General features: G+C 38.5%; 16 protein-coding genes. 15 read left to right on the forward strand and 1 reads right to left on the reverse strand.

The window, feature by feature from the left end; all coding sequences use genetic code 11:
- The first annotated feature begins 36 nt into the window (after window positions 1–36).
- From nasC to QNH29_RS10825, 10 genes are all read left to right on the forward strand, one after another.
- Window positions 37–2,187 (forward strand): assimilatory nitrate reductase catalytic subunit NasC, encoded by a 2,151-nt coding sequence (gene nasC, locus QNH29_RS10780; protein WP_283864772.1) that lies wholly within the window; start codon window positions 37–39, stop codon window positions 2,185–2,187.
- A gap of 305 nt (window positions 2,188–2,492) precedes the next feature.
- On the forward strand, window positions 2,493–3,023 hold the full coding sequence (locus QNH29_RS10785) for a hypothetical protein (protein ID WP_283864773.1): 531 nt from the start codon (window positions 2,493–2,495) through the stop codon (window positions 3,021–3,023).
- A gap of 247 nt (window positions 3,024–3,270) precedes the next feature.
- A complete protein-coding gene (locus tag QNH29_RS10790) occupies window positions 3,271–4,368 on the forward strand; it encodes a Wadjet anti-phage system protein JetD domain-containing protein (RefSeq protein ID WP_283864774.1) in 1,098 nt (365 codons plus the stop codon).
- On the forward strand, window positions 4,359–5,870 hold the full coding sequence (locus tag QNH29_RS10795; protein ID WP_283865595.1) for a hypothetical protein: 1,512 nt from the start codon (window positions 4,359–4,361) through the stop codon (window positions 5,868–5,870). Before QNH29_RS10790 ends, QNH29_RS10795 begins: the two co-directional genes overlap by 10 nt.
- Entirely contained in the window at window positions 5,867–6,616 is a 750-nt protein-coding gene (locus QNH29_RS10800) for a DUF6063 family protein (protein ID WP_283864775.1), read from the forward strand. The genes QNH29_RS10795 and QNH29_RS10800 overlap by 4 nt, the downstream gene beginning before the upstream one ends.
- The gene (locus tag QNH29_RS10805) at window positions 6,594–11,051 is read left to right on the forward strand and encodes a coiled-coil domain-containing protein (RefSeq protein WP_283864776.1); all 4,458 of its coding nucleotides are present in this window, start codon (window positions 6,594–6,596) and stop codon (window positions 11,049–11,051) included. The genes QNH29_RS10800 and QNH29_RS10805 overlap by 23 nt, the downstream gene beginning before the upstream one ends.
- A gap of 393 nt (window positions 11,052–11,444) precedes the next feature.
- Window positions 11,445–13,190: an alkaline phosphatase D family protein gene (locus QNH29_RS10810; protein WP_283864777.1), complete on the forward strand. Its 1,746-nt coding sequence runs from the start codon at window positions 11,445–11,447 to the stop codon at window positions 13,188–13,190.
- A 208-nt stretch (window positions 13,191–13,398) separates the two neighbouring features.
- Window positions 13,399–13,890, forward strand: a complete 492-nt coding sequence (locus tag QNH29_RS10815) for a DUF6803 family protein (protein WP_283864778.1) — start codon at window positions 13,399–13,401, stop codon at window positions 13,888–13,890.
- 784 nt (window positions 13,891–14,674) lie between these two features.
- Complete coding sequence (locus tag QNH29_RS10820) at window positions 14,675–16,036, forward strand: cytochrome ubiquinol oxidase subunit I (protein WP_283864779.1); 1,362 nt, start codon at window positions 14,675–14,677, stop codon at window positions 16,034–16,036.
- Window positions 16,037–16,048: 12 nt separating this feature from the next.
- Window positions 16,049–17,089 (forward strand): cytochrome d ubiquinol oxidase subunit II, encoded by a 1,041-nt coding sequence (locus tag QNH29_RS10825; RefSeq protein WP_283864780.1) that lies wholly within the window; start codon window positions 16,049–16,051, stop codon window positions 17,087–17,089.
- Window positions 17,090–17,490: 401 nt separating this feature from the next.
- Here QNH29_RS10825 and QNH29_RS10830 read toward each other — a convergent pair whose 3' ends face one another.
- Entirely contained in the window at window positions 17,491–20,055 is a 2,565-nt protein-coding gene (locus QNH29_RS10830; RefSeq protein WP_283864781.1) for a substrate-binding domain-containing protein, read from the reverse strand.
- Window positions 20,056–20,245: 190 nt separating this feature from the next.
- Between QNH29_RS10830 and QNH29_RS10835 the strand changes: the two genes are divergently transcribed.
- The 5 genes from QNH29_RS10835 to QNH29_RS10855 all read left to right on the forward strand — a co-directional run bounded on the left by QNH29_RS10835 (window position 20,246) and on the right by QNH29_RS10855 (window position 25,529).
- Window positions 20,246–20,962, forward strand: coding sequence for a LytR/AlgR family response regulator transcription factor (locus QNH29_RS10835; RefSeq protein WP_283864782.1), 717 nt, complete (start codon window positions 20,246–20,248; stop codon window positions 20,960–20,962).
- A gap of 204 nt (window positions 20,963–21,166) precedes the next feature.
- Complete coding sequence (locus QNH29_RS10840) at window positions 21,167–22,162, forward strand: LacI family DNA-binding transcriptional regulator (protein ID WP_283864783.1); 996 nt, start codon at window positions 21,167–21,169, stop codon at window positions 22,160–22,162.
- 208 nt (window positions 22,163–22,370) lie between these two features.
- Complete coding sequence (locus tag QNH29_RS10845) at window positions 22,371–23,543, forward strand: substrate-binding domain-containing protein (protein ID WP_283864784.1); 1,173 nt, start codon at window positions 22,371–22,373, stop codon at window positions 23,541–23,543.
- Between the two features lie 439 nt (window positions 23,544–23,982).
- The gene (locus QNH29_RS10850) at window positions 23,983–25,014 is read left to right on the forward strand and encodes a Bug family tripartite tricarboxylate transporter substrate binding protein (RefSeq protein WP_283864785.1); all 1,032 of its coding nucleotides are present in this window, start codon (window positions 23,983–23,985) and stop codon (window positions 25,012–25,014) included.
- 59 nt (window positions 25,015–25,073) lie between these two features.
- Window positions 25,074–25,529 carry a tripartite tricarboxylate transporter TctB family protein gene (locus QNH29_RS10855; protein ID WP_283864786.1) on the forward strand — a complete coding sequence of 152 codons (456 nt, stop codon included), beginning with the start codon at window positions 25,074–25,076 and terminating at the stop codon, window positions 25,527–25,529.
- The last annotated feature ends 26 nt before the right edge of the window (window positions 25,530–25,555 follow it).

Raw genomic sequence — 25,555 nt, forward strand, 5'->3', positions numbered from 1 at the left:
CTAATTAAAAAAATAATAAAATAGGGGGTGTGTCGTTTGACTGAATTGTTATTAAAGTATTTTCGTACTAAGCAGCAGGAAGTGAAGTCAGAAAAAAGATATGATACACAATGTCCGTTTTGCAGTATGCAATGTAAAATGCAGCTGCTAGAACAATCCGTTGTTACCAGAAAAAAATATGTAACGATTGGAAAAAATAACCCTACTACTGAGGGCAGATTATGTATGAAGGGGATGAATGCCCATCAACACAGCTTTCATAACGAGCGATTGAAATATCCATTGCTTAAAAAAAATGGAGAATTTGTCCGAGTTAGCTGGGAAGAGGCATTGGAACATATTAAGAGTAACTTTACTAGAATTCAAAAGGATGATGGCCAGAATGCCTTATCTGTTTATGGAAGTGCGTCCATTACAAATGAAGAAGCTTATTTACTTGGAAAATTTGCACGGGTCGCGTTAAAAACGAGATATATAGATTATAATGGCAGATTATGCATGTCAGCAGCGGCTTCCGCAGCCACTCAAACGTTTGGGGTCGACAGAGGATTTACAAATACCCTGCAGGAAATTCCATTTACTCGATGTATCATCCTTGCGGGGACGAATATCGCAGAATGTCAGCCTACCATCATGCCTTATTTTGAGAAGGCAAAGGAAAATGGTGCTTATATTATTGCCATTGATCCGCGCGAAACAGCAACAACGAAAATGGCGGACTTGCATTTGAAAATTAAACCAGGAACAGATGCCGCTTTAGCCAACGGGTTATTAAAGGTGATTATAGAGGAAAACTATATAGACCCTGAATTTATTAATGAACGTGTCAAAGGTTTTGAGGAAGTCCGACAACATTTATTAACCATGAATTTACAAGAAATTGAGGAAATAACAGGGGTTCCAAAAGAGCAAATTCAAAAGGCGGCGCGTAAGTTTGGGAAAGAAGACACGGGGATGATTTTTACTGCAAGAGGGGTAGAACAGCATACGGACGGCTCTATCGCTGTGCGAAACTTCCTGAATATTCTTATCTCCACTGGAAAAATTGGCAAGCAAAATTGTGGTTATGGAGCGATTACTGGACAGGGAAATGGTCAGGGTGCAAGGGAACACGGACAGAAAGCAGACCAACTTCCAGGATATCGATCAATTGAAAACGAGGAACATCGTGCTTATATTGCAAGCGTTTGGGGCGTGAAAAAAGATGAAATACCTAGAAAAGGTGTTTCCGCATTTGAAATGATGGAAAAAATCGATAACGGTGAGATTACGGGAATGTTTTTAATGTGCTCCAATCCAGTGGTTTCTAATCCGAACGCACAATTTGTAAAAAAGGCACTACAAAAGTTGAAATACTTAGTAGCGGTAGATCTGTTTATGTCAGAAACTGCGAGATTAGCAGATGTCATTTTACCGGCTTCTTCATATTTAGAGGATGAAGGAACGATGACGAATGTGGAAGGACGAGTGACTTTGAGGGAAGCAAGTTATCCTTGTCCGGGAGAAGTGAAACATGATTGGCAAATTATATGCGAAGTAGCACGTGTTCTTGGTAAAGGACAATATTTTAACTTTTCGTCTGCGGAAGAAATTTTTAATGAATTACGGGTTGCGAGCCGTGGAGGAAAAGCGGATTATTATGGTATCACCTATCATCGTCTGCGGAAGGAAGGAGGCATCCTTTGGCCGTGCCCTGACCTTGAGCATAAAGGAACAACACGTTTGTTTGAAGCTTCGTTTTCCCACCCTGATGGCAGAGCGGAGATGGTAGCAGTCCCAAATCGTCCAGAAATGCCTAAGGAACAGCTGAGCGAGGAGTTTCCCCTCTATTTAACAACCGGAAGAGTAATGGCTCACTATTTAACGGGAGTACAAACGAGAAAAAGTCCGGCATTGGCAGCTAGAAATGTAGAATCCTTTGTAGAAATTCACCCGGTAACTGCTAAAAAATACGGTATTAAAGATTGTTCCTTAGTAAGGATTGAATCCAAAAGAGGCAGTATTGTTGTCAGGAGTATATGGTCGGAAACCATCCGTCAGGATACCGTATTTGTTCCTTTTCATTGGTCCGACTCGCAAAATGTGAATCTATTAGTTTCACAAGACCTCGATCCTGTGTGCAAAATGCCAGGATTTAAATTAAGTGCAGTAAAAGTAAGGTCAGTTATGGATTCATTCGGAAATTAAATAGAAAAAAAGAAAAGCTGACAAGGTGTTTTTATCTACCTGTCAGCTTTTTATATCGTTTAAGTTAAAAATAAAAAATTCAAGTCTCATTAAATCGCCTGCCGTCGACATTGTACAGATTTCTAAAATAGGACTTTTTGATTAAAAAGAGTGGAAATTGTTGTTTTATGAAAGAAAAAGCAGGATTTTGATTTTAGAAAATTGAATTTAATATTACAAACTACGACCCGAATAGCTGCAGTTAGAAAATATCGGAATTATTTTATTCATCGAGCCCAATCAATCTATGAAAGAAGGTAAACGGAATGATTGAAAATTTTTTCGCTGACTATAAAAAGTATATTGTTACACCGGTCGATGAAAGGCAAAATGGTAACGAAGGATTTGATCCAAAAAATTATGCTTCACATTATATCCTGACACTGTCTATTTTTAATTCCCGTTTATCAACTTGGGAAGACGCTAGTAAATATGATATAGATGTTGAAAAAAGTATCAAAACGGTTCTCGAGGAATTTAACCTAAAGCAACGTGAAAGATATCATCTTCAATTACTTGAATTAGTAAAGCAAAAAAACTATTTTGTATTGGCTCTTTCCTCAAAAACAAAATTTGAAACAAAGGAAGAGAATGACCGTATATCTTTTATTGTTGATAAACTGCTAACGAACCCTTTTTATGTTGGACAAGGATGGTTTAATTTAATAGGGGAAAAAGGAAGAGTAGCACGAAAGCTATTTAGTTGTTCATTTATGAAATATGGAATAGAAAACCAAGAGAATATCGGCGAATTCATTCCTAAAAATGGGGAGATAAAGCTGGTAAAAAATCTATGAACCAAATAAATTTCTTGATAACTCATTATATTAAACATATCCCAAAACTTGGCGGCTGAAATCATAGATTTCAGTCATTTTTTGTATACAGGAACTAACTAAATCATTAACAGGCGTAGAGTAATCAAGCTACACTTCCTTAAAATTTGCAGCCGGTCATTATAGTAAGAAAATTTCTTTTAGAAACAATTACGTAACTAGTTTATAATATAAGGATGTCCATAATGGTTAGTAGGAGTCTTTTCCTTTGAGTCTTAAAAGATTAAAGCAGGTGATCACAATCAATATCATTGAAACACGGGTGAGAGGGTTTATAGCCGATATTCAACACCCAAAGCAAAAAAAGAAGATTAATATAAACGATTTAGAACTTCAGCTGCGCAGGCTTTTAGAAGATTATTTCGAAATGGACGGGTATACATTGTTTTACCGCACCATTGAAACCTTGCAAACTGAGGGAATACTAATACCTATACAAAATAATCAATATAATGGCAGAACTCCAAGCCTGCCTTTGAATTACTGGGTGAATATAAAAGTTCAGGAGAACAAATGGGATCGTCTCGCGATGATGAAGTTAAGTGATCAGTTTGATTTTTCCTTATATGAACGGCATCCCGAATGGCAGACGCCAGACGAATGGAGTCGCATCCAGAATGTATATACTTTTCTACAATCCTTTCAAGAACGGGAAATCGTGTCAGTTGAAGAAAGAAGCTTAGAGCTCTTTGGTCATGAAAAATTTCTACTCGACGGTGATAGTTTTCCGGAGGGGAAGGGATTTTTAGCTAGAATCGGAGTATCAGAAGACCAGCTTAAAATGGTGAACTACGGGGAGCCATTTGTATTTTGGATGAAACAAGGGAAAGAAATCAAAGATATTCATCGCGTTCTGATTGTTGAGAATCTATCCTTCTTTCATACTTCCATTAAATTATTGGAAGCCAATCAACTTGATTATGAACCTGAATTGATTATTTATGGTGAAGGAACGAAAATTGAACGGAGCTTTTCCTTTTTCTTCCGAATGTTTCCACTGAACAACTATCTTTTCTATTACGCAGGAGATCTTGATGCTGCAGGATACGGTATCATTAGCAGGCTAATAGAAAAATACCCGGATTGCTGTATTCAGCCTGCCTTGAAAATTTATCGGAAAATGCTTGAATGTATGGCACAAAGAAATGACCAAAAGCAAGGTCAAACACAAAATCTCAAATACCGTGATGCCTTCTTTCAGTGGTTTACCGAAGAAGAGCAAAATCAATTAATGCAATTATGGCAGGAAAATAAACGAATCCCTCAAGAAGTTTTAACAATTGAAACATGGAGGAGATGGATGTGAACGAATCATGGGAAGGATTCGCCCAGAGAATGCAGCGGTTAAATCCACTGTTTGAGCTTGGGAGGGGAATGGAAGTAGGCGAATTGAAACCTCATATCCAAACCATTCTCATGCAAGTGCTTCTCACCATTTTTTACAGAGAATTAAATGATGATGATCATAGAAGAAAAACAGATATCAAGTATATGGTAGAAGACTCTATTAAACAAATGAAGCTTTTAGCTGACGAGAAACAGATTGAACGGATTACGAGCGGTCTCCTGTACCAGGGAAAAGAAGAATACAGTAAACCGTTTGAAGCCTTATATTACGATGAAATCAGACAATCCTGGGAGACACAAACCTTTCGATATGTCACCATGGATGAACTATATACGAATTTAGAGATGGGTGGATCGATTGTTTATAAACTGACCGATGTTGCTCAAGAAATGATCTTTATGAGCAGGGAAATGGCTGAGGAATTTTCCATCACGATTGAACAGCTCTATAGTATGCAGCTAATAAAAAATGGTAATTTTCGAAAAGCTACTCGAAACCTCGATCACCTCATTTCACGTGTTAACCGCTTAATGGCTAATGAATTCTCTTTCCAAAAGGAAATGATCAACAATCCCAAAATCTTATTGATCGAAGAAGAATGGCAACGGTCCGACAATCGGATTGAAATTGAACAGCAATTTGAAGAAGAGAAAAATCACTTCCGTACCATTACGAGTATGATCGAAAAGACGAAGCGAAGAAATGAAGAAGATGATTATATACAAAAAGAATTAATTCTTCTCCAGGAAAAAATCGGTCATACAAGACAGCTGCATGATCGTTTTGCAAAGTTAGTCATTCAAAATATTTCCTATGAGATGAAATTAAAAGCGGAAAACCCTTCATTGTTTTGGGAAAACAGTCTCGTTTCCTTTCGGGAGCATTTTTATGAAAACTGGTTCATGAAGGAAGGCGTTCGCAGTTTCACAGACATAGAAAAAATTCTATCGCCAATCTTCTCACCGAAAAATGAATTCATATTGCCGCTTGATTGGATTTGGGGTGAGCAAGAACTTAATGAAAAAACCGTAACCGATTCAATCATGGAAGAAGAGACAGAAGAAAGTATTACCCGACTGCGAGTAACCAACTGGGATTCTGTGATTAAGGCATGGAGTTATGTATTTCAGTTTTTACAAACAAATGGTGAGTTTTCCTTAACGGATTTAAAAGAGCTGCCATTAGAAGTGCAGGATTTATGGTTTGAAGAATCTGAAACGATCGATTTATGGATGATGTTCGATAAAAAGCCGCTGAAGGTCCAAGTACTGCACCGAAAGGAAGAAACCTTAAGCGATGAAAGGGAGATTCTTCTTTATAAACTAATGCAGGAATATCCACAATTTGAAATGTTTGAAGGGTTAAAGGTTTTTACCATGTTCGATCATCAATCGGAACCTTTCCTGTGGTATCAAACAAAAATTACCCCTTTTAAAATATGTGTAGAGGAGAATAAATGATGAATGCGGAAACGATCAAAAAAGCATCAGCTGTCTATTTTACTCTATTAAAAGAAAAAGTAATTGACGAAAATAGTGAACACTTCCAAACTTATTTTGATCCGGAAGTAAGACAGACAGTACTATTATTAGCAGACGAATCTGGTACATATATCATTGAAGCACCTAAACGCATCCATTTAGTGGTTCAGCCAACCGGTTCGGTTTTTGCGACGAATTTTACCCATTTGAAGGATAAGCATAAGCAAGTTGAAACGAAAAAACATTTCCATCTTATCAGCATGATTATTATGTCTTTTTTAGCAGCCATCGATCGTAACCAGGCAGCAAAAATCCGTACGAAGCGCGAAGGAATCAGCTATTATGCATTAGAACGCCAAGTGAATGATCTCATTATGAAATGGGAGAGCATTCTTAAAAATCAACCTGCCTTCGGAGAAGAAGAACGAATTGATATGAAGGAAGTGGTGACCACATGGAAATACATGGAGGTCGATAGTGACGATTTTGGGCTAAAAAAGGGCAATAGGCGAACTAGAATCGGTTTAATTGCTGGCGCTATGCGCTTGTTAGAAACCGAGGGGCTAATCGTCATATTGGACAGGGACGATATCGCAAAGGTCATTCCAAAACAGGAGCTTTTTGAGCGAATAGATTACTTATATCACGATTATGACCGGTATGAACTTTTTAAAAAGTTAATGACGTCAGAGGAGGAAGAGCATGCCGAAAATCCATCGAATTAGAATTGTCGGCCTGAAGTATGATGGCATGCAAAAGCAATATAAAGACACCACATTTAATTTTCATAATGAAGAAACATCCACAAATGGTCTGATTGCGATGATGAATGGCGGCGGAAAAGGTGTGTTCCTTCAGACCATTTTCCAAATCCTTAAACCCGGAACTTCTTGGGGAAAGCAAAACAATCGTTATTATCAACAGTTCTTTTTTAATAATAAAGAGCAGTTTATTCCCTATACTTTTCATGTTCTCATTCAGTGGGAATTGGACGGTTCTGATCGCCGCCATTTGATAACCGGCGGAATGTTTTCAGCCGAGCAGCGGATTTCAATGAGTGAAGAAAACGAGAATAAAACCTTGGAACAAGAAGCTAAGATCCTTCCTAATATTACATTCTATACAAGAGAATTTGAGCGGAAAGAAGAAGCCGCCGTTGAACATATTCCGCTCTATGAAAATGGTGAAGTTGCTGAAACTGAGAGTTTAAAAGACTATTTAAAGTGGAATGGATATGACGTTTACCGAGATACGAAGAAGCACTATCGCATCCTTGATACATACGGGATTAACCGTAAAGACTGGGACATTATGAAGGACATTAATAAGGATGAAGGCGGCGTTGGGAAATACTTCGAAGGAGCCGAGGACGATCATTCCCTGTTCCAAAAACGAATCATTCCCACTGTAAGTCAGGTTTTACATCGAACGGAACATCAAAAGAACGATCTTGTGGAGATTTTTAAAAGTCAGGCGAGTATTGCAAAGGATCTGCCTGTACTCCTAAAAAGAGAGCAAGCACATAAAGAGTTTTTAGAAGACATTGTCCCATTTGAAGAGCACGTAGCTAAAGGGGTAGAACATAAAGAAATTGTTCAGGAAAGTGTACAGACTGGCAGGCAGCTTCTTGGCGCTCTTGAGCATTTGAAGCAAACAGAAGAGGAACATTTGCTTACTCTGCAGAAAGACATAGAGAAACTACTCATTAAGCAGGCAGATTTACGATATCAAAAGGATAATTTAGAGTTTGCAAAAGCTCACAGAGAGGTCATGGATTGGGAAAAGAAATTAGTACAAGAAAAAGAAAAACATGTATCCTTACAAGACATTGTCAAAGAGAAACAGGAGCGAAAGGAACAACTTGCTTTTCAAGCTTTATTAAAAGAATGGTATGAAAACGAACAGAGTATTCGCCTGCTATCTCAGCAGATCGCGACGTTGGAACAAAACAGCGGTTTAGAACAAGTGAATCAAAGAATGGATGAAATTAAGCAAATAGCGAAATCACAGTGGGAGCATTCCGTTTTATCGATACAAGAAGGGATAAAACAGTATATAGGGTATCAGAAGTTCTTAACTAAAAAAGTGAAGGAACTGTCTCAGCAAGACAAACATAAGACTAAAGAAATTGCACAGCTTAGTACAGAAATTGATTTTCTATATACGCAAATGCATACCTTTGATTCTAAGGAAGCAGCACTCATCCAACAATTTGGCGATCGCTTAACCTATGACTTAAAGGGCTTGACCGATAGTTTCTTGAAACAAATTGACGAGAAAAAAGCAAAATTAGCAGAACTGCAAACGAAAGATAGGGAATCTAGCGAGAAGCAAAACAAATTAGCCACTTCACATGGTACGCTCGTCCAAGCGATTCAGTTTTCAGAAGCAAAATGTGAGGAATTAAACCTTGCAAATGAAAAGCAAAAAGAACGAGAAGCGAAACTTTTCGATAAGCTTCACGGTTTATTAGATAATGTCACAGTGCCGTTTACGCACTCGCTCTTATCGAAATATAGTTTACAAATAGAAGAAGCACTGAGCAATAACCGCCAGCAAGCCGAACAAATCAAAAAAGAACTTTGGGAAACACAACTCGATCATTCTTTAAACGATGAGCCCTTCTGGATTGCCAATAAAGATGTGAAAGAGTTAAAGGAATGGATTGATGAGAAGACTGGAATTGATGTCTTTTATGGAACACAATTTCTTCAATCATTAAGCCCTGCGGAATTAGCGAATACCCTTCTCGCGTATCCGCTCCTTCCATACGGTTTGGTCGTAAGCGGGCAGCAATGGCAAAAAATTAACCAGCAGGTTCTTTCAGGAAGAATGTTTAAAAGTCCAGTTCCGATTTTCTTGCGTGAAGAAATGAACAAAGAACAGCATCAACCATCCTTTGTCATCATTAACGGGAATGAGAAAGAGCTTTTAACCGATAAAAATCAGTTTACCGGCTGGAAAATCCAGATTGCTAAACAAATAGAAGACAAGAAAGATACACTCTTTGAAATTGAAAAAACAGAAACATCCTTGCGTCGTATTTTAAAAGAAATCGATCGTTTTTCAACAAGTGAGCTTTCTAGTGATATCGAAAAAGCGATAATTACGGAACAGAATGCTCTTCTTTCTCTAAAAACGAAACTACAGGAAATTAAGACGCAAGAAGAGAAAGAAAAAGAATTACAGCTTGCGTTAAAAGCACAGCTAGAAATGACACAAGGAAAGATTGAAAAGTTCACAAGAAATGTAGAAACATTAGAGGATTTTGAAAAAGAAAAAGCGCTGCACCAAGAAAATAAACGCGTGAAACTAGAAAAAGAGAAACAGAAGGAAGCCTTAGATTCTCAACAGCAAGAAATTGGAAAAGAGTATCAGCAAACCGTTGAACTTCAAAATCAGTGGAATCAAACATACTTAGAATGGAAACTTACAACTGAACAAAATATTAAGGTCATTGCTTTCTTTATTGAAGAAGCCGTTTTTCCTGCTGAACAAAAAGGTGATCAAAGCGAAGAGGTCCCTAAGCTTTCACCACATTTATTACAAGAGATCAATGGAAGTATCGAAGAGCTAAAACAGCTTCAAAAATCAAAAGAAGAACAGGCGAGGGAATTACTTGTTCTTCAAGCCAGAAAGGAAACCGAGCAAAAGCAGCAAAAGAAATTAGAGAAAAAACTCCATGCACATGATGAGGAATGGAAAAATGGTGTTGAACCTGAGGAACCAATTAGTATATTAGAAAACATGCTGCAAAATGCTCAGAAGGAAGCAAAGACAGCGGAAAAAGAAGAACGGGAACAAGGCACAGCGGTAACCGTTGCAGAAACGAGCTTAAAGCATGCCATCGAACAGCGTGATAAATTAGGAAAAAAGGTAGAAAAGCATGAAAAACAGTCTGAAGCCTGGGAAGACCTTGACTTAGAAATCAAAGAAGTAGAAATAAAAGACCAAACGAAAGTAACGAAAGAGGCAGTAAAGAAGGCTGAAAAGGTTCAAAAAGAAACAGAAACGAATATTGCAGGCTATGAAGGAGATCTATTAACTCTTTCAGTTATTCTTAAAGAGGAAGCTGCTGTGTTTACGAATGAGGATGTTGAAAAAGTTAAGAGTCAAGGTAAAGCATGTATCTTATCCTGGTGTGAAGAACATCAAGGTATTCAAGAAGAAGGTCAAGAAAAGCATGCGAAAATTGATCAATCATTGCGTAATCTAAAGCTTACCATTGAAGGCAAAGATTGGGAGATTCGTTTTAAAAATGAAGTATTAACAACACTGGACCACTTGGATACTAGGCATTACGCGCATATCCAAAGTATCGTTAAAAATATGAAGCGTTTTTCACAAAGCGGATTGGAACAATTAGAGCGCGATAAGGAACGGGCAGAGAAGGCACAAAACTTCTGGGCAAGTCGTGCGAGCATGAAAGTAATGAGTATTTCAGAAGCGATTCGTTCGATGGTGGCAAAAATGAAGCTTAAAAATGAACGAGGATCGTTTCCGCTCGTCCAGCTTAAAGAAGACATCTTGCCCAAAAAGCCTGAAGATATTGAACCGCTGTTGAAGCAGCATTTTGTTTCTGCGATTAACAAAATTACCAAACAATTTGATATGATTGACGACCAAAACCGGGCCTTAGATGAAGAAATAAAACAACTAATCAGTGATGAACAAATATTATTTGTATCCCTTCGAAATCGTTATCCTGAGCTTTTGGTCTACAACATGCGAACGGATAATGCTTTTATGTACGGGAAACCGCAAAGAGAGCACTATTCAACCTGGCAGACAATTAATCAAGGTTCTAAGACGAAATCGGATGGCAGTGGAGGACAAAAGTTATCAGCCCGAATGGTAATGATGATGATGTTATTATCAGTAAAAAGTGAAACCGATCAAAGCTGGGTTCCTTTAGTCTGTGATAATCCCTTTGGACAAGCTGCATCGGCGCATGTCCTTGACCCAATCTTCGCCGTTGCCGAAAAACTGAAGTTCCAATTCATCGTTGTTACACCACCTGAACTGGTTAAAACGGAAATCAGTCAAAGATTTGAAGCCTATTATAAATTAGACTTCATTCGTGAAAAAGGAAAAGAAATTGTTTCCGACACGATTGTTCCTGCCTTTCGGATTTACCAGGGGCAGGAAGTAACTCAGTAAGATAATGCAAGAATTATGTCACCAAGGAAACTTAAAAAATCTCACTTTCTATAAAGAAAGTGGGATTTTTTATTGTACATGAGCCGCCTTAGAAGGTCGGAGAAGAATCAAGCATATTAAAATGAAATGGCAGTTTGTAAGTTTTTTATGAAAATACTATTAAAAAAAACAGGAGAGAATAACTATTTAAAATCGATAAATCCGCCGTTGATAGGGAAAGATAGAAATTATTATTGTAAAGTCTATTCCGTATCTAAACTGAAAGTCCTATTAATTATTAACCATCTTTCGAACACTCCTCTATCCTTCTATTTACAATCTTCATAATCCTTTAACAAATCCTGGATATAATCAGAGTCGTGGTAAAAATATGTATTCTGAGAGGGGAAAATCATGACAAATTTGGATGAAATGATTAGGAAGTTTAACGAACAAAATTTAAAAAAGAATTTAGACCGTCGTAGCTTTCTTCATGGAGCCGGCAAGATTGCTGGGCTATCCCTTGGGCTGACCATTGCTCAGTCATTGGGAGGATTTAAAGTAGATGCGGCTCCGAGTTTTAGTGAATATCCATTCACACTTGGAGTTGCTTCCGGTGATCCGCTGTCAGACAGTGTCGTACTATGGACAAGGTTGGCTCCGGATCCATTAAACGGTGGAGGAATGCCCGCTCATGTCGTTCCTGTTAATTGGGAGCTTTCAACAGACGAAAACTTTCGAAATGTAATCAAACGAGGAACGGAACATGCTTCCCCTAATCTCGCACATTCAATCCATGTAGAAGTGAGTGGCCTGAAAGCAAATACTGTTTATTTTTATCGTTTCAAGACAGGAAATGAACTCAGTCCTGTTGGAAAAACAAAAACCTTACCTGCAGCAGGTGCCAGTGTAGCAAGTATGACGTTCGCATTCGCATCCTGTCAGCAATATGAACACGGCTTTTTTACTGCATACAAACATATGGCCAAAGAGGATCTCGACCTAGTATTCCACCTTGGGGATTATATATATGAATACGGTCCAAACGAGTATCTTTCACCAACGGGCAATGTCCGTGTCCATAAAGGCGATGAAATTATCACGATTGAAGATTATCGCAACCGTCATGCTCAATATCGTTCAGATGAACATTTAAGGGCTGCGCATGCTGCATTCCCGTGGGTTGTTACGTGGGATGATCATGAAGTGGAAAACAATTACGCAAATCTCATTCCAGAAAAAGGTCAGTCTGTTGAGGCTTTTATCAAGCGCCGCGCTGCTGCGTACCAGGCTTATTACGAACATATGCCGCTTCGAAGGTCGTCATTGCCGCATGATGGCGGCATGCAATTGTATCGGGATTTTACATATGGTGATTTGGCGAATTTTTATATTCTTGATACACGGCAGTACCGTGATGATCAGGCGAATGGTGATGGTTCGAAAGCACATACACCTGAATCATTGGATCCAAAGCGCACTCTTCTTGGAGCAGAACAAGAAAAATGGCTTCTTGGCAATCTAGGAAGTTCAAAATCATATTGGAATGTCCTGGCTCAGCAGATATTCTTTGCACAGCGCAAATCTGGAAGCATTACAGCTCCAAAATACAGCATGGATTCATGGGATGGCTATCCTGCGGCACGCCAGCGCATTACGGATTTCGTTGCTGACGAAAACATTAACAATATTGTCGTTCTCACTGGAGATGTCCATGCAAGCTGGGCTTCTAACCTAATGACTGATTACAACAATCCAGAATCTCGAATTTTTGGAGCAGAGTTTGTTGGAACATCTATTACTTCGGGTGGAAACGGATCAGACTGGCGTGCAGATACGGCCAAATCTTTAGCGGACAACCCACACATTAAATTCTTTAATAATTACCGTGGTTATGTTCGTTGCCAGGTCACTCCTGAACAATGGCGTGCTGATTACCGTGTCGTCCCATTTGTGACGGAGCATGGAGCAGATATTTCAACAAGAGCATCGTTTATTTTTGAGAAAGACCAGAACGGACTCAAAGAAATAGCGGCTACTACAATACCAATGGGTGTGCAAATGTCTAATGAAGTGGAAGAAGATCGCCACCGTGCCCACTCCCGGGCCCACGAAAAACAAATGGAGAAAAAGCGCAAACGCGAAGCCGTTACGAACTAATCTTTGCTAATCATTGAATATTAAAAAAGTAAAAAAATAGAGCTGGCGGGAGATTACCGTCCGCTCTATTTTTATGAAAGTAGAAGAGCATTACTAGCGAGAACATGTCATGTTTCTGTCACAGATTCTTCATCGTATCTTTATATCCTAAACTTACAATCAAACTTCAGAGAAACAAAACAAAGAAGTTTTAGGAGGATATAGGCATATGAACATGACACATTATATGGGCTTACTTGCAGACAATCAACCATGGAACCTGATTATTTTTATGGCAATTCCGGTTATCTGTGCAGAAACAATTGCTGTAACTGAATTAGCGATATTGTTTACTAGAAATCTAACTGGTAAATTAAGATTGGTTAACAAAATAACATCCATTTTTGTTGGTATTTATTTTACTGGTATTTTTATCTACTTGCTATTTAATGCGGTTATTCCAATAACATCAAATGGAGAATGGCATGGATGGATTGATGTAGTTGCAGTAGGGTTCTACTTACTTGGAATCATCCCTTTACTGGGCATGGCACTATTGGATCTAAATCTTATTTATAAAAACAAATCACAAGAAGAAAAATTAAAAGTTCACGCAACTTTTGTTGGGATGTTTCTAATATTTGCACACATTGCCATGATCGCTGGAATGGTTGATCCAACAATCGTTTCTGACATGCCAAGAATGGGTCATAACATGTAAATATAAGGTTTGCACTAGTTGGATCGAGATCAGTAAATTTGGTTTATCGTGACCATTACTTTTTAGGCGATTCGGTCACTAAAGAACCTTTATAGTGCCCGTAGCTCTTACTTATTTTAGGTTATGGTCACTAAAGAACCTTTATAGTGCCCGTAGCTCTTACTTATTTTAGGTTAAGGTCACTAAGGAGCCCTTATAGTGACCGTAGCTCTTACTTATTTTAGATTACGGTCACTAAAGAGCCCTTATAGTAACCGTAGCTTTTACTTATTTTAGATTACGGTCACTAAAGAGCCCTTATAATGACCGTAGCTCTTACTTATTTTAGATTACGGTCACTAAAGAGCCCTAGAGTTACGATGAACTTGCCGCGGAATACAAAGCTTTTCAATACAATGAAAATCTCACCTTCAAAATGGAAGGTGAGATTTTTATTAACCTACATCGTCATATTCCCAGACTGATTCATCAAGTTCATTTGGGTCATTGTCCCGTAAGACTGCATATAGTTACTTTGAGTTGTATCCTTTAAGGCATGAATTTGATTAAATCCTCTCTGATTCGCATATTAGAAAGCTTCATAGACCATGTCAGCACTTGCATATGCTCCAAGTGTCATAGTCATAATCGAATCCTCCCAAAGGTTTATTTCGTGTATCCCTCATTAATGATTTCCCCGGCTAAACACAAATAATCTATTAAAAAAGAAATCACCAGCTCTACATATTAATGGTCATTTTGGAAATAATTATCATGACCATGATACGTTAGGGGAGAATTCATTTTGAGTGATTTATTAATAGCCCGTTCCTTATTTGGGACGACAATGGCTTTTCACATTATATTTGCTACGATAGGAGTCGGTTTGCCGCTGATGATTTTGGCTGCAGAACTTCTCTATCAAAAAACAAAAGATCAAGATTACGTGGTAATGGCGAAACGATGGACGAAGGCATTTGCCGTTCTACTGGGAGTCGGGATCCCGACTGGTACGATTGCGGGTGTACAATTATCGTTACTATGGCCTGGTTTTATGGAAGTGATTGGTCGAGTGATGCCACTTCCTTTCCAAATTGAAATCTATGCTTTTTTTATTGAGGCGTTGTTTATGTCTATTTACGTCTATGCTGCTGAGAGAATTGCTCCTTGGATGCGTATTGCCAGCTTAGTGCTGGTCGCAATCGGGGCTCTTTCCTCCGCTGTTTTAATTACCAATGTTCATGCCTTTCAAGGGACACCTGCTGGATTCCGTTATGAAAATGGAAAATTCCTAGATATCGATCCTTGGGCCGCTTTTTTTAATCCAAGCTTCTTTGTTACTGCTGGACATGTGGCATTGTCTGCCTATGTAGTGGGGGCTTTTGTTGTTGCATCTGTTGCGTCCTTTAAAATGATGAAAAATAAAATCGGGTCAAGAGTATATCTGTTTCATCAAAAAGCACTCGTCCTAAGTCTGGTCGTAGGTGGTATCTTTGCTTTTCTAACTGCTATAAATGGACATGAATCGGCTCAATACCTTCATAAATACCAGCCGGAAAAATTAGCTGCAGCAGAAGGGTTATTTGAAACACAATCCCATGCACCCTTAGCCATTGGTGGTTTTACGGACAAAGAAACGAAGGAAATTAAAGGAGCTATTGAAATACCTTGGGCGCTGAGTTTTCTCGCGGGGAACAGCTTTGATACCGTGGTTGTCGGTTTAAACGATTTTCCAGAAGAACTATGGCCGCCATTATTCATCCATACTCTTTTTAATGGAATGGTGTTTATAGGCTCGGCACTGATTATGGTTCCTTTGCTTGTTTTTGCATGGAGGAAATTTCTCAAAAAAACACATTACCCAAAGATTATGCTTTGGGGGCTGGTTACGACAGGTCCTCTGGCAGTGATCGCCATTGAATGCGGTTGGATTTTTGCCTGCACTGGCCGTCAGCCATGGGTAATCTACCATATCTTTTCGACAGCAGAGTCTGCAACGACGGCAACGAACTTAGGTACACTTTTTATATCGTTTATTGTTGTTTACATTATCCTAGGGCTTTCTGTGGTGTTCGTATTACTCTATTTCTTTAGAAAAAATACAGAATTAGATGATATCGAACGGGCAGAGAAAAAAGGCATCCCATTATTTAGTTCAAATTCGTAGGAGGAATAACAAATGGCTGATGCTCTAATTGCAATTACCGTGCTATGGGGTTTCGTGTTTATTTATGCTGTCATGGCCACAATGGATTTTGGAGCCGGTTTTTGGTCAATGATTTACATTAATCGGGAAAAAACAAAGGCAACCAACATTGCCAATCGGTATTTATCACCTACTTGGGAAGTAACAAATACCTTTATTGTTGCGTTAGTCGTTGCTGTTTACAGCCTTTTTCCAAGTGCGGCCTACACTCTAGGGACAATTTTACTGATTCCAGGCAGCTTAATTCTGCTTTTACTTGCATTACGGAGTGCCTTTTTAGTTTTTTCAAATATAGCTACGGAATATAAAAAGCCGCTAACTTACATTTCTGGCATTGCGGGAATTATTATTCCTGGCCTGTTAATTAGCGTTTTGCCAATTACGCATGGTCACTATGTTGATTTTACAGACGGCAGCGTGAATTTAAACCTTAACAGGCTTTTTTCGAGTCCCAATGAATATGCCTTTATAGGGTTTGCCATCACGAGTACACTTTTCCTCTCTTCTTTATTATTAGCGGATTATTCGAAAGCTTCGAATGAAATGGAGGCGTACCGAGTTTACCTTCGCGATGGAAAAATCCTGGGTCCGATTTCATTGATTATGGCGTTACTGATTATGCTTACGTTAAAAAATGAAGTCGGTTGGCTGTATGATAAGATGATGGAGGATCTTCCATTATTATTAATATCGGTTGGCTTCTTTTTAATAATAGGTTTTGGTTTATATGCGCCAAACCCTTTCAAAAAAGGGGAGCGTGGCATGCCAAGACTCGCTGTCATTGCCGTTACGATTCAATACCTGATTGCAAGCTATGTCTATGGAAAGGCCCATTTGCCGTATATCATCTATCCGAATGTTACCATTGAGTCCGCCTTTACAGACCCTAACTCCTTTAGAGCCGTGTTTATCACCTATATTGTCGGTTTCGCGATCCTGTTCCCAGGCTTTATTTACTTTTGGAGTTTATTCATGAATGATAAACGATATTTGAGGCAAAAGGGGAACCAGTAGGATCAGAACCGGATAGCCTGGTCATTGTCGGCATAGAGGATATTCACCTTGCCTACATACCTGGCAACGCGACCCGTATCCGTGTTAAAGCATCAGGTGATTTAGTACAAGTTGAAATGAATGAACTGGTGTAGGAGTAAACTGGATAAGAAAAGCGCAAGCGCCCTGTTAAGCCTCGACAAGCAAATGTTATCCACCCGGAAAGTCGCTCTTTGACTTTTTGGATCGAGGTTATTTGACCTCGAAGGGCTGGGCGCAGGAGTTAGACAGTTAACGTAAAAAAGCTCTAGTCCAATCTAGAGCTTTTTCTAATACTGCTGATTATCAAATATTGCAGGAAAAAAATATGAGCATAGAAACATACATAGGGGAAATCAAAAATAAAACATTAATCATGCTAATTAAAAGTACTTTTGAATGGCATCCGGAGGATCTTGACGATAAGCCAGTTTCCAAACCTTTAAGATATTTTCTTTTGTTACTTTCATCGCTGGTACAACATAGAAAGGAGCTACTTCCTTCCCAAGTAATGAATATCCCGCAATAATTGCTTGTGCAACTCCATTTTCATAAGGTAATTGCGCTCCAAGACCTTTAATATTTCCTCCAGAAGCAATTTGATATGCTGCACTACTTCCCAAATCAACGGTCGTAATGACTATATCAGTTTTCCCTGCTTTACGTGCTGCAGCTAGTACTCCTTTCGCGGGTTCATCCCAAATGGCAAAAATACCATCTAAATCTGGATTTTTTGCTAACATACCAGTGGCTGCTTTTTCCGCATCGTTTGGGGTGGTAATTCCAGTACGTACAACAATTTTAATATTTGGATATTTTTCTTTAATCGTAGTTTCGAATGCTTCTATACGCTGATTATTTACAAAGAAATCAACATTGTGGAAAATAATACCAATCTTACCTTTTCCTTTAAGTTCTTTACCCATAATCTCGGCTGCGAATATACCATTTCCATAGTTGTCAGATGTAACAACGCTCACATAATCTTTGCTAAATTCTAATCCTTCAGGCATGCTATCCATAAGAATTAGTTTGATTCCTGCTTCAGCAGCCTTTTTAAAAGCGGGAGCAGTTGCAACTGGATCAACCGGTAAGCTAACGATAACATCTGGTTTTTTAGCCATGATTATTTCGATATCTATTAATTGTTTTTCAGGCTTAAATTGTGCATCCGTAACAGCAACAACTTCAATACCCATTTTTTCAAAAGTATCTTTCAAACCATTAATGATCGCCGTTGAAAAATCATTTTCAGTATAGTGCATGGCAACAGCTGCCTTATAATTCATTTCCTTAAGCTTTTTCAGGTCTTTCAACGATAACTGGAGTGTTTTGGCTGAAATAGCCTCCTCTCCATGCGGCCCTGTGCTTAAAATTTCTTCATCCGGAATATTTTGGTTAATCGTACTATTCAGCGTTTCTCTTATGATGGTCAAAAACTCTTTTACATTAAAGGGTTTTGTTACATAATTATCAAACCCCTTGTCTAATGTATATTGAATATCCTGCGGAAGCGCATTGGCACTTACAGCAATTACGGCAATATCTTTTGTTTGTTTTATTGTTTTTAACCTATCAAATATTTCATAGCCATGGATATCGGGAAGGTTTAGATCAAGCAGAATCAAGTCCACTTTTTCATTCGCTGCCATTTCTAATCCTTCTTTTCCGGAACGAGCGGATAAAAGCGTATAGGAAGGCTGCGATTTCATGATGTTCCTTACTAGGTTTACGTTCGACGGGTTATCTTCAATATACAGTAAACGGTAGTCATCTGCCCTCCGGATATTATCCTTAGTAAGTTCAACCTCTTCACCCCATCTCATCACAGGCTTTAAATCATGGGGAAGAGGGAGGCTAAAGCAAAAATCACTTCCTAAACCTTTTTGACTCGTTACACTAATTTGCCCTCCCATTAGCTGGACGAGCTGTTTTACTAAAGACAATCCAATACCTGTACCTTCTTCTTGTGTCCCTTCAATTCTGTAAAAGGGAACAAATACCTTTTGATATTCTTCAACTGAAATTCCGACCCCTGTATCCGCAACATGAATGACCTGCTCGTTTCCTTTCAAATATGAGAATATCATGACTTTGCCACCTTCCCGATTATATTTGATCGCATTATCGAGAAGATTAAGAAAGATTTGTTTAAGACGAATGGGATCGGCAAGAATAAATATGTTTTGCCAGTAATCCAATTGGTTATGTATACTAATTCGCTTATTCTTGGCCAGTGGCTGCACGATATTGATACATTCATTGATAATCGTTAGAAGATCAATCTCTTCAATCGATACTTTTATATGGCCCGTCTCTATTCTTGATAAATCTAAAATATCGTTAATTATACTTAATAAATGTCTCCCTCCACTTAAAATCTCTTGGACAAAATCACGCTGATCATCATTTAAGGTTTCTTCAATTTCTAATAGCTGTGCAAAACCAAGGATTCCATTCAATGGTGTACGGAGTTCATGACTCATTTTAGACAGAAAGTCGGATTTAGCCATATTTGCTTTTTCTGCCTCTTCTTTAGCTTGAATTAAGGCATTTTTCATCTTTTTGCGTTCGGTGATATCAGAAATGGTAACAAGGGCAGCCTGTTCTTCATTATCACAAATTTTAAGAGGCGTTGAATTGACTGAGATCCATTTAGGTTCCTTATTCCCGTCGTTAATACCTAATATGAAATCATGGAAAGGAATACCATCCTTAAGTGTTATTATTCCTGGTAACTGAGAATAGGGTAACGGTGATCCGTCTTCATTTATATATTCTAGTTGCATCAAGCTGGATTCAGTTAAGAACTCTGATTTAATCCCCAGTATTTTTTCTGCATTTTCATTTAGGGCAACCATTTTCCCCGACTTTTCAAGAATCATTACACATTCGGACATGGTCCGAAGAACTTCCTTATATAAATTATCTTTATAAAAGATTTCCATTTTTTCTCCACCATTCCCTTTCGATTCGAAAAAACTACCTAAGCCGGATGTACTGTCTTATACTGTAAGTAGTTAGATTGCCTACTAACTAAAAAATAAGAAGTCATTTATTTCATTTTTTCACATATTATCTAGTTAATACGTTATGTGATATAGTTTAAACCAAACTTAATTACATGAGGGATGATTTATGAAAGTTTTGATTGCAGAGGACAATGCACCATCTAGAAAATTGTTAAAGCATCTGATTAAATCTGTTCCGAACTATCAAATTGTCGGAGAAGCAGTAAATGGTGAGGATTTAATCAACAAGGTAATGATGGAAAAGCCCGACATCGTGTTAGTTGATATTAACATGCCTTTATTGAACGGAATGGAAGCGGTTAAATCGTGTAAAAAAATTCTGCCAACCTTGCAGGTTATTTTTATCACAGGCCATGATGAATACGCGCTGGAAGCCTTTGGGGTGAATGCGATCGATTACATTGTAAAACCGATTGAAAGGGGCAGGCTTTATTCCGCTTTAGAGCGGGCAGCAGCCTTTTCGAAGAAAACCGGCACGGTTACGCCATCTGCTCCTGTCAAAAAGGATTTAATGATCAAACAGCGTAACCAGTATTCTTTTATTCCGTTAGAGGAGATTATTTTTATTGAAAGAGCTGACCGAAAGTCCGTCATTCATACGGTTAATCAAAAAATTGAGTTAAATGAAGCGTTAACCGACCTTGAAGAAATTCTTGATTCGCGATTTGTTGCCTCCCATCGTTCTTATATTATCAATTTGCAACATTTAACGAAAATTGAAGCGGCTGGCCAATCGTACAATGCCTATTTTAAAAATTATGAAGAGACTGCAAAGGTTTCGAAGAATAAGCTTGCAGAGTTGCAAAAATGTAAATCGTTGTAAAAAGTAAGGCTCAGTAATGAAAAATTACTGGGTCTTATTTTTTTTTAAAAAAAAGCTTTTTTTGTTCGAATGAATGAAATGGCTTTCTGGATGAAAAAAACTAGTAGCCAATTGGACAAAAAGCTTGTCTGAAGGCGATTAGACGACAGTTTTGTAATCGATTACAATCCGAGTATAGAAACAGGAAAGGAAAAGAGAACAGAGATGGTTGGGATTGTGGATGTAGCAAAAAAGGCTAATGTTTCAACTGCAACAGTATCTCGTGTATTAACAAAGCCTGAAACAGTTAGGGGAACAACGACGGAAAAAGTGTTAAAGGCGATTGAAGCATTGAATTATCAGCCTAATATCTTAGCACGCCAGCTAAGAAGACTCGAAACGAAGACAATTCTAGTCGTTGTGCCTGACATTACAAATCCCTTTTTTTCAAAGGTGTTAAGGGGGATTGAAGCTGTCGCAGTTGCAAAAGGATATCAGGTTTTACTCGGTGATACAGGCAATGATGTGGAACGAGAAAAGGGGTATTTAAACATCCTGCAGCAAAAAAAAGCAGATGGAATGGTTTTATTAACCGCCAGAATGGATGCAGCAGCCGTTGAAGAGGTGGCCCGAAGTTTTCCGGTGGTGCTGGCATGTGAATATATTGAAGGCTCCAGGATCCCAACTGTTTCCATTGATAACATCAGTGGTGCCAGAAAGGCAACGGAATATTTAATCGATTTGGGACACGAAAGAATTGGCTGCATCACTGGACCTCTCGATATCGTATTGAGCCGAGACCGCCTCAAAGGATTTTATCAGGCGATGGCAAGGAAAAACCTTATCGTTGACCCCGTGTTAGTCCAGGAGGGTGACTTCTCATTTGATAGCGGTTTTAATCTCATGATGAAGTTTTTCGCTCTTGGCCAACTCCCAACAGCGATATTCGCTGCAAGCGATGATATGGCCATGGGAGTGATTAAGGCGATTAAATCAAAGGGTCTTAAGGTTCCTGAGGATATTTCGGTTCTAGGTTTTGATAATCTAAAATTTTCCTCCATATTTGAACCGGGTCTTACAACGATTGCACAGCCAGCATTCGAAATTGGTGAGAACGCGATGGAATTACTGATGAAGCTCATCAACAAAGAGGAAGTCAAACGCGAGCAAATTATCTTAGCTGACCAGTTGGTTGTAAGGGAGTCTGTCAGAACTATTTAAAAATTTTTAATAAGAAATGTAATCCTTTGCATTTTTGGGAAGTCCATGAGATTCCTATTCTATCTCTTAAATGTAAACGATTACTAGATAAAATTTACTAAACTTTCAATTTATGAAAAGGGGGTGGTGCCACACTTTAGATTCTAAGGGTGGTGCCAACAAAATAACGAGCTTTAACTAAATAACTAAAATAGTGGGGGTTAATCAAATGAAAAAGAGTTTTTCACTTTCGGTATTATTGTTATTGATTTTAAGTATCGTGCTGACGGGATGCGGCGGCAATAAATCTACTTCAGGTGATCAAGCAACGACAAAAAAGAATGAAAACTATTCAGAAACAGCTTCAGGTCCATTAACGATCAATCCAGCAATTCCAGACTTAGAAGTTAAAGATAAAGGTCCAAACGGTGAACAAGCTGTTTCAGCAAAGACATTACAGCTTACGGAAGAAGAGCTAAAAAAGATTAAAGATGGAAAATATAAAGCGGCCATTGTTATGCATTATTCTGGTACTGACTATATGAATGCCGCAGTAGGTGCGATGCAGGATACGTTTAAGAAAATGGGTATCAAAGTAGTTGCTGTAACAGATGCACAGTTTAAAGCAGAAAAGCAAGTAAATGATATTGAAACGGTTTTAGCAAAAAAACCTGACATCATGATTTCAGTTCCAGTTGATGCCGTTTCTACAGCACCGGCTTATAAAAAAGCAGTTGCACAAGGGGTTAAATTAGTATTTATGGATGGAGCTGCAGAAGGCCTTGTCCCTGGAAAAGATTACATCAGTATTGTATCTGGTGACAACGCGGGTAACGGAGCAACAGCAGCGGACGTTATGGCTGAAAAACTAGGTGGAAAAGGTAAAGTTGGTATTGTATATCACGATGTAAACTTCTTTGTAACAAAAAATCGTTCGGATGCCTTTGAAGCAAGAATCAAGGAAAAATATCCAAATATTGAGATTGTAGCAAAAGGCGGTATTACCGGTCCAAACGATGCTGAAAAAGTAGCTTCTGCGATGCTTACAAGAAATAAAGATATTGATGGAATCTTTGCTCCATGGGATGTACCTGCTGAAGGTGTTATGGCAGCTGCCCGCACTGCAGGCAAAAATGATCTTGTTGTAACAACTGTTGACTTGGGAACAAACGTTGCAATTTCAATTGCACAGGATGGAATCGTAAAAGGACTTGGAGCTCAGCTGCCATATGACCAAGGTGTTGCACAAGGGATTCTTTCCGGCTATGCACTATTAGGTAAGGAAGCGCCAGCTTATGTTGCTTCGCCATCGATTAAAGTCACAAAAGATAATGTATTAGATTCTTGGAAGCTTATCTACGGGACAGAAGCACCAAAAACAGTTCAAGATGCAATGAAATAAAAAATAGGATAGGGGCTGCCCGAAAAGCAGCCTCTATCACGAAAAGAAGGTGAACTTGATGGAACAACCTATTCTAGAAATGAAAAATATTAGTAAAGCATTTAACGGGATTCCCGTATTAAAAGATGTTAATTTCTCCGTGAAAAAAGGGAACGGCTATTTCTTGGTCGGCTAATAGAATTTCTTTGGCACGATCTAGATTCATATGAACACCTCAATATTATCCTATCCTATACAGGAATTTTATATTCTAAGCTCAGTAATAACCCCCTGGATGAAATAATTGATAGACAGAAGAAGTAACAAAGATTATCACATATTCTTCGTGAACAAAATGAACAAAATGGTTAATAAGTTTTTAATGCTGTTTAAATGTATAATCTATTAAATATTCAAAAGTTTTGTAAAATTAAGAAAACGTTTACAAGGGGGAAATGAAATGTTTTCTATTAAAAAAATCTCAGCAGTAATGTTTGCAGGAGCAATGGCACTGAGCCTTGGTGCTTGCAGCAGCAGTAATGAAACAGCAAGCCCGGGTAAGAAAGAAGAAACTACTGGCTATCCTACGAAAGCGATTACAGTGGTCGCGCCATCAGGGGCAGGTGGCGGATGGGATTTAACCGCTCGCGCGTTCACGAAAGTGCTGGGTGAAACGAAGATTGTTGATCAGCCTTTGACGGTAGAGAATAAGCCTGGCGGCGGGGGCGCTGTCTTCATGGCTGAATACGCTACCCAGCAAGTTGAGAATAATGATATGCTTTTTGTCAATTCACCACCGATTGTGATTAACAACCTGAAAAAAGAAGGAAATAGTCCATACGGTTACAAAAATACAACACCATTGGCGCAGCTGACAAAAGATTTTGGGGCAATTGTTGTAAAAGCAGATTCCAAATTTACAGACTTAAAATCAGTTTTGGAAGAGGTAAAGAAAGATCCTAGTAAACTAACATTTGCAGGTGGATCTGCACCAGGTTCCATGGACCATTTAATTTCCATTCTTCCGGCTTATAAATATGGAGTAGATCCAACAAAAGTAAAATACGTTTCCTATGATGGCGGCGGTGAAGCAATTACTGCACTTCTTGGCGGTAACGCAGATGTCATTGGTACCGATGCCTCTAGTGTTAAAGAATTTTTAAAAGCGGGCAAGGTGCGCGTGTTGGCGATTACTTCAGATGAGCGTTTAGCTGGTGATTTTAAAGATGTTTCAACGGCAAAAGAACAGGGTGTTGACGCGGAGTTTACGATTTGGCGAGGGGTTTTCGGACCGGAAAAAATGTCTAAAGAAGCAAAGACATATTGGGAACAAGCAATTGATAAGCTAGTTAATTCTCCTGAATGGAAAAAAGAAGTAGAAACGCAAGGCTGGGAATTGGAATATAAAAACAGCTCTGATTTCAAAAAGTTTTTAGAGGAGCAAGAAAGCCAAGTCCAACAATTATTAACAGCACTAGGAATGCAAAAGTAAAACAGGAGGGAAGGAGTTAACTTTCTCCTTCCTCTATTTTTTCTAAAGGGGGATTAGAAATGGAATTAAAATTCGATTACATTGCATCCACATTGTTCCTAGCTGTTGGTATTCTCTTTATGATTGGGAGCAAGAGTCTTGGAAGCTCATCCTATGGAAGTGCAGTAGGACCTGATATCTTTCCATTAATACTTGGAAGCGCACTCGTTTTATTAAGTATCCGTTTATTTTATGAAACTTTCGTCACCCACAATCAACAGAGAACGAAGGAAAAATTACAGTACAAGCCTTTCTTAATCATTTTCGCGGCTACATTGTTTTATATATTAACCTTGGAAACAATCGGGTATGTCATCACTACTTTTCTATTTTTATTCGTTTGCTTTCAAACAATGGAACGTTCGAAAGTGATTCTATCGCTTATCATATCTGCTGGCTTTTCAGGACTTGTTTATTTTTTATATGTAGAACTTTTAAAAGGTACACTTCCGGACTGGCCAATTTGGTTTCAATAGTTAACAAGGAAGCTTTTAGAAAGGAG

The organism is Neobacillus sp. DY30, assembly GCF_030123065.1.
GTDB lineage: Bacteria > Bacillota > Bacilli > Bacillales > Cytobacillaceae > Neobacillus.

Coding starts and splice junctions, on each gene's coding strand:
- QNH29_RS10785 (WP_283864773.1), top strand. CDS start 2,493: ATGATTGAAAATTTTTTCGCTGACTATAAAAAGTATATTGTTACACCG.
- QNH29_RS10795 (WP_283865595.1), top strand. CDS start 4,359: ATGGATGTGAACGAATCATGGGAAGGATTCGCCCAGAGAATGCAGCGG.
- QNH29_RS10800 (WP_283864775.1), top strand. CDS start 5,867: ATGATGAATGCGGAAACGATCAAAAAAGCATCAGCTGTCTATTTTACT.
- QNH29_RS10805 (WP_283864776.1), top strand. CDS start 6,594: ATGCCGAAAATCCATCGAATTAGAATTGTCGGCCTGAAGTATGATGGC.
- QNH29_RS10810 (WP_283864777.1), top strand. CDS start 11,445: ATGACAAATTTGGATGAAATGATTAGGAAGTTTAACGAACAAAATTTA.
- QNH29_RS10815 (WP_283864778.1), top strand. CDS start 13,399: ATGAACATGACACATTATATGGGCTTACTTGCAGACAATCAACCATGG.
- QNH29_RS10825 (WP_283864780.1), top strand. CDS start 16,049: ATGGCTGATGCTCTAATTGCAATTACCGTGCTATGGGGTTTCGTGTTT.
- QNH29_RS10830 (WP_283864781.1), bottom strand. CDS start 20,055: ATGGAAATCTTTTATAAAGATAATTTATATAAGGAAGTTCTTCGGACC.
- QNH29_RS10835 (WP_283864782.1), top strand. CDS start 20,246: ATGAAAGTTTTGATTGCAGAGGACAATGCACCATCTAGAAAATTGTTA.
- QNH29_RS10840 (WP_283864783.1), top strand. CDS start 21,167: ATGGTTGGGATTGTGGATGTAGCAAAAAAGGCTAATGTTTCAACTGCA.
- QNH29_RS10845 (WP_283864784.1), top strand. CDS start 22,371: ATGAAAAAGAGTTTTTCACTTTCGGTATTATTGTTATTGATTTTAAGT.
- QNH29_RS10850 (WP_283864785.1), top strand. CDS start 23,983: ATGTTTTCTATTAAAAAAATCTCAGCAGTAATGTTTGCAGGAGCAATG.
- QNH29_RS10855 (WP_283864786.1), top strand. CDS start 25,074: ATGGAATTAAAATTCGATTACATTGCATCCACATTGTTCCTAGCTGTT.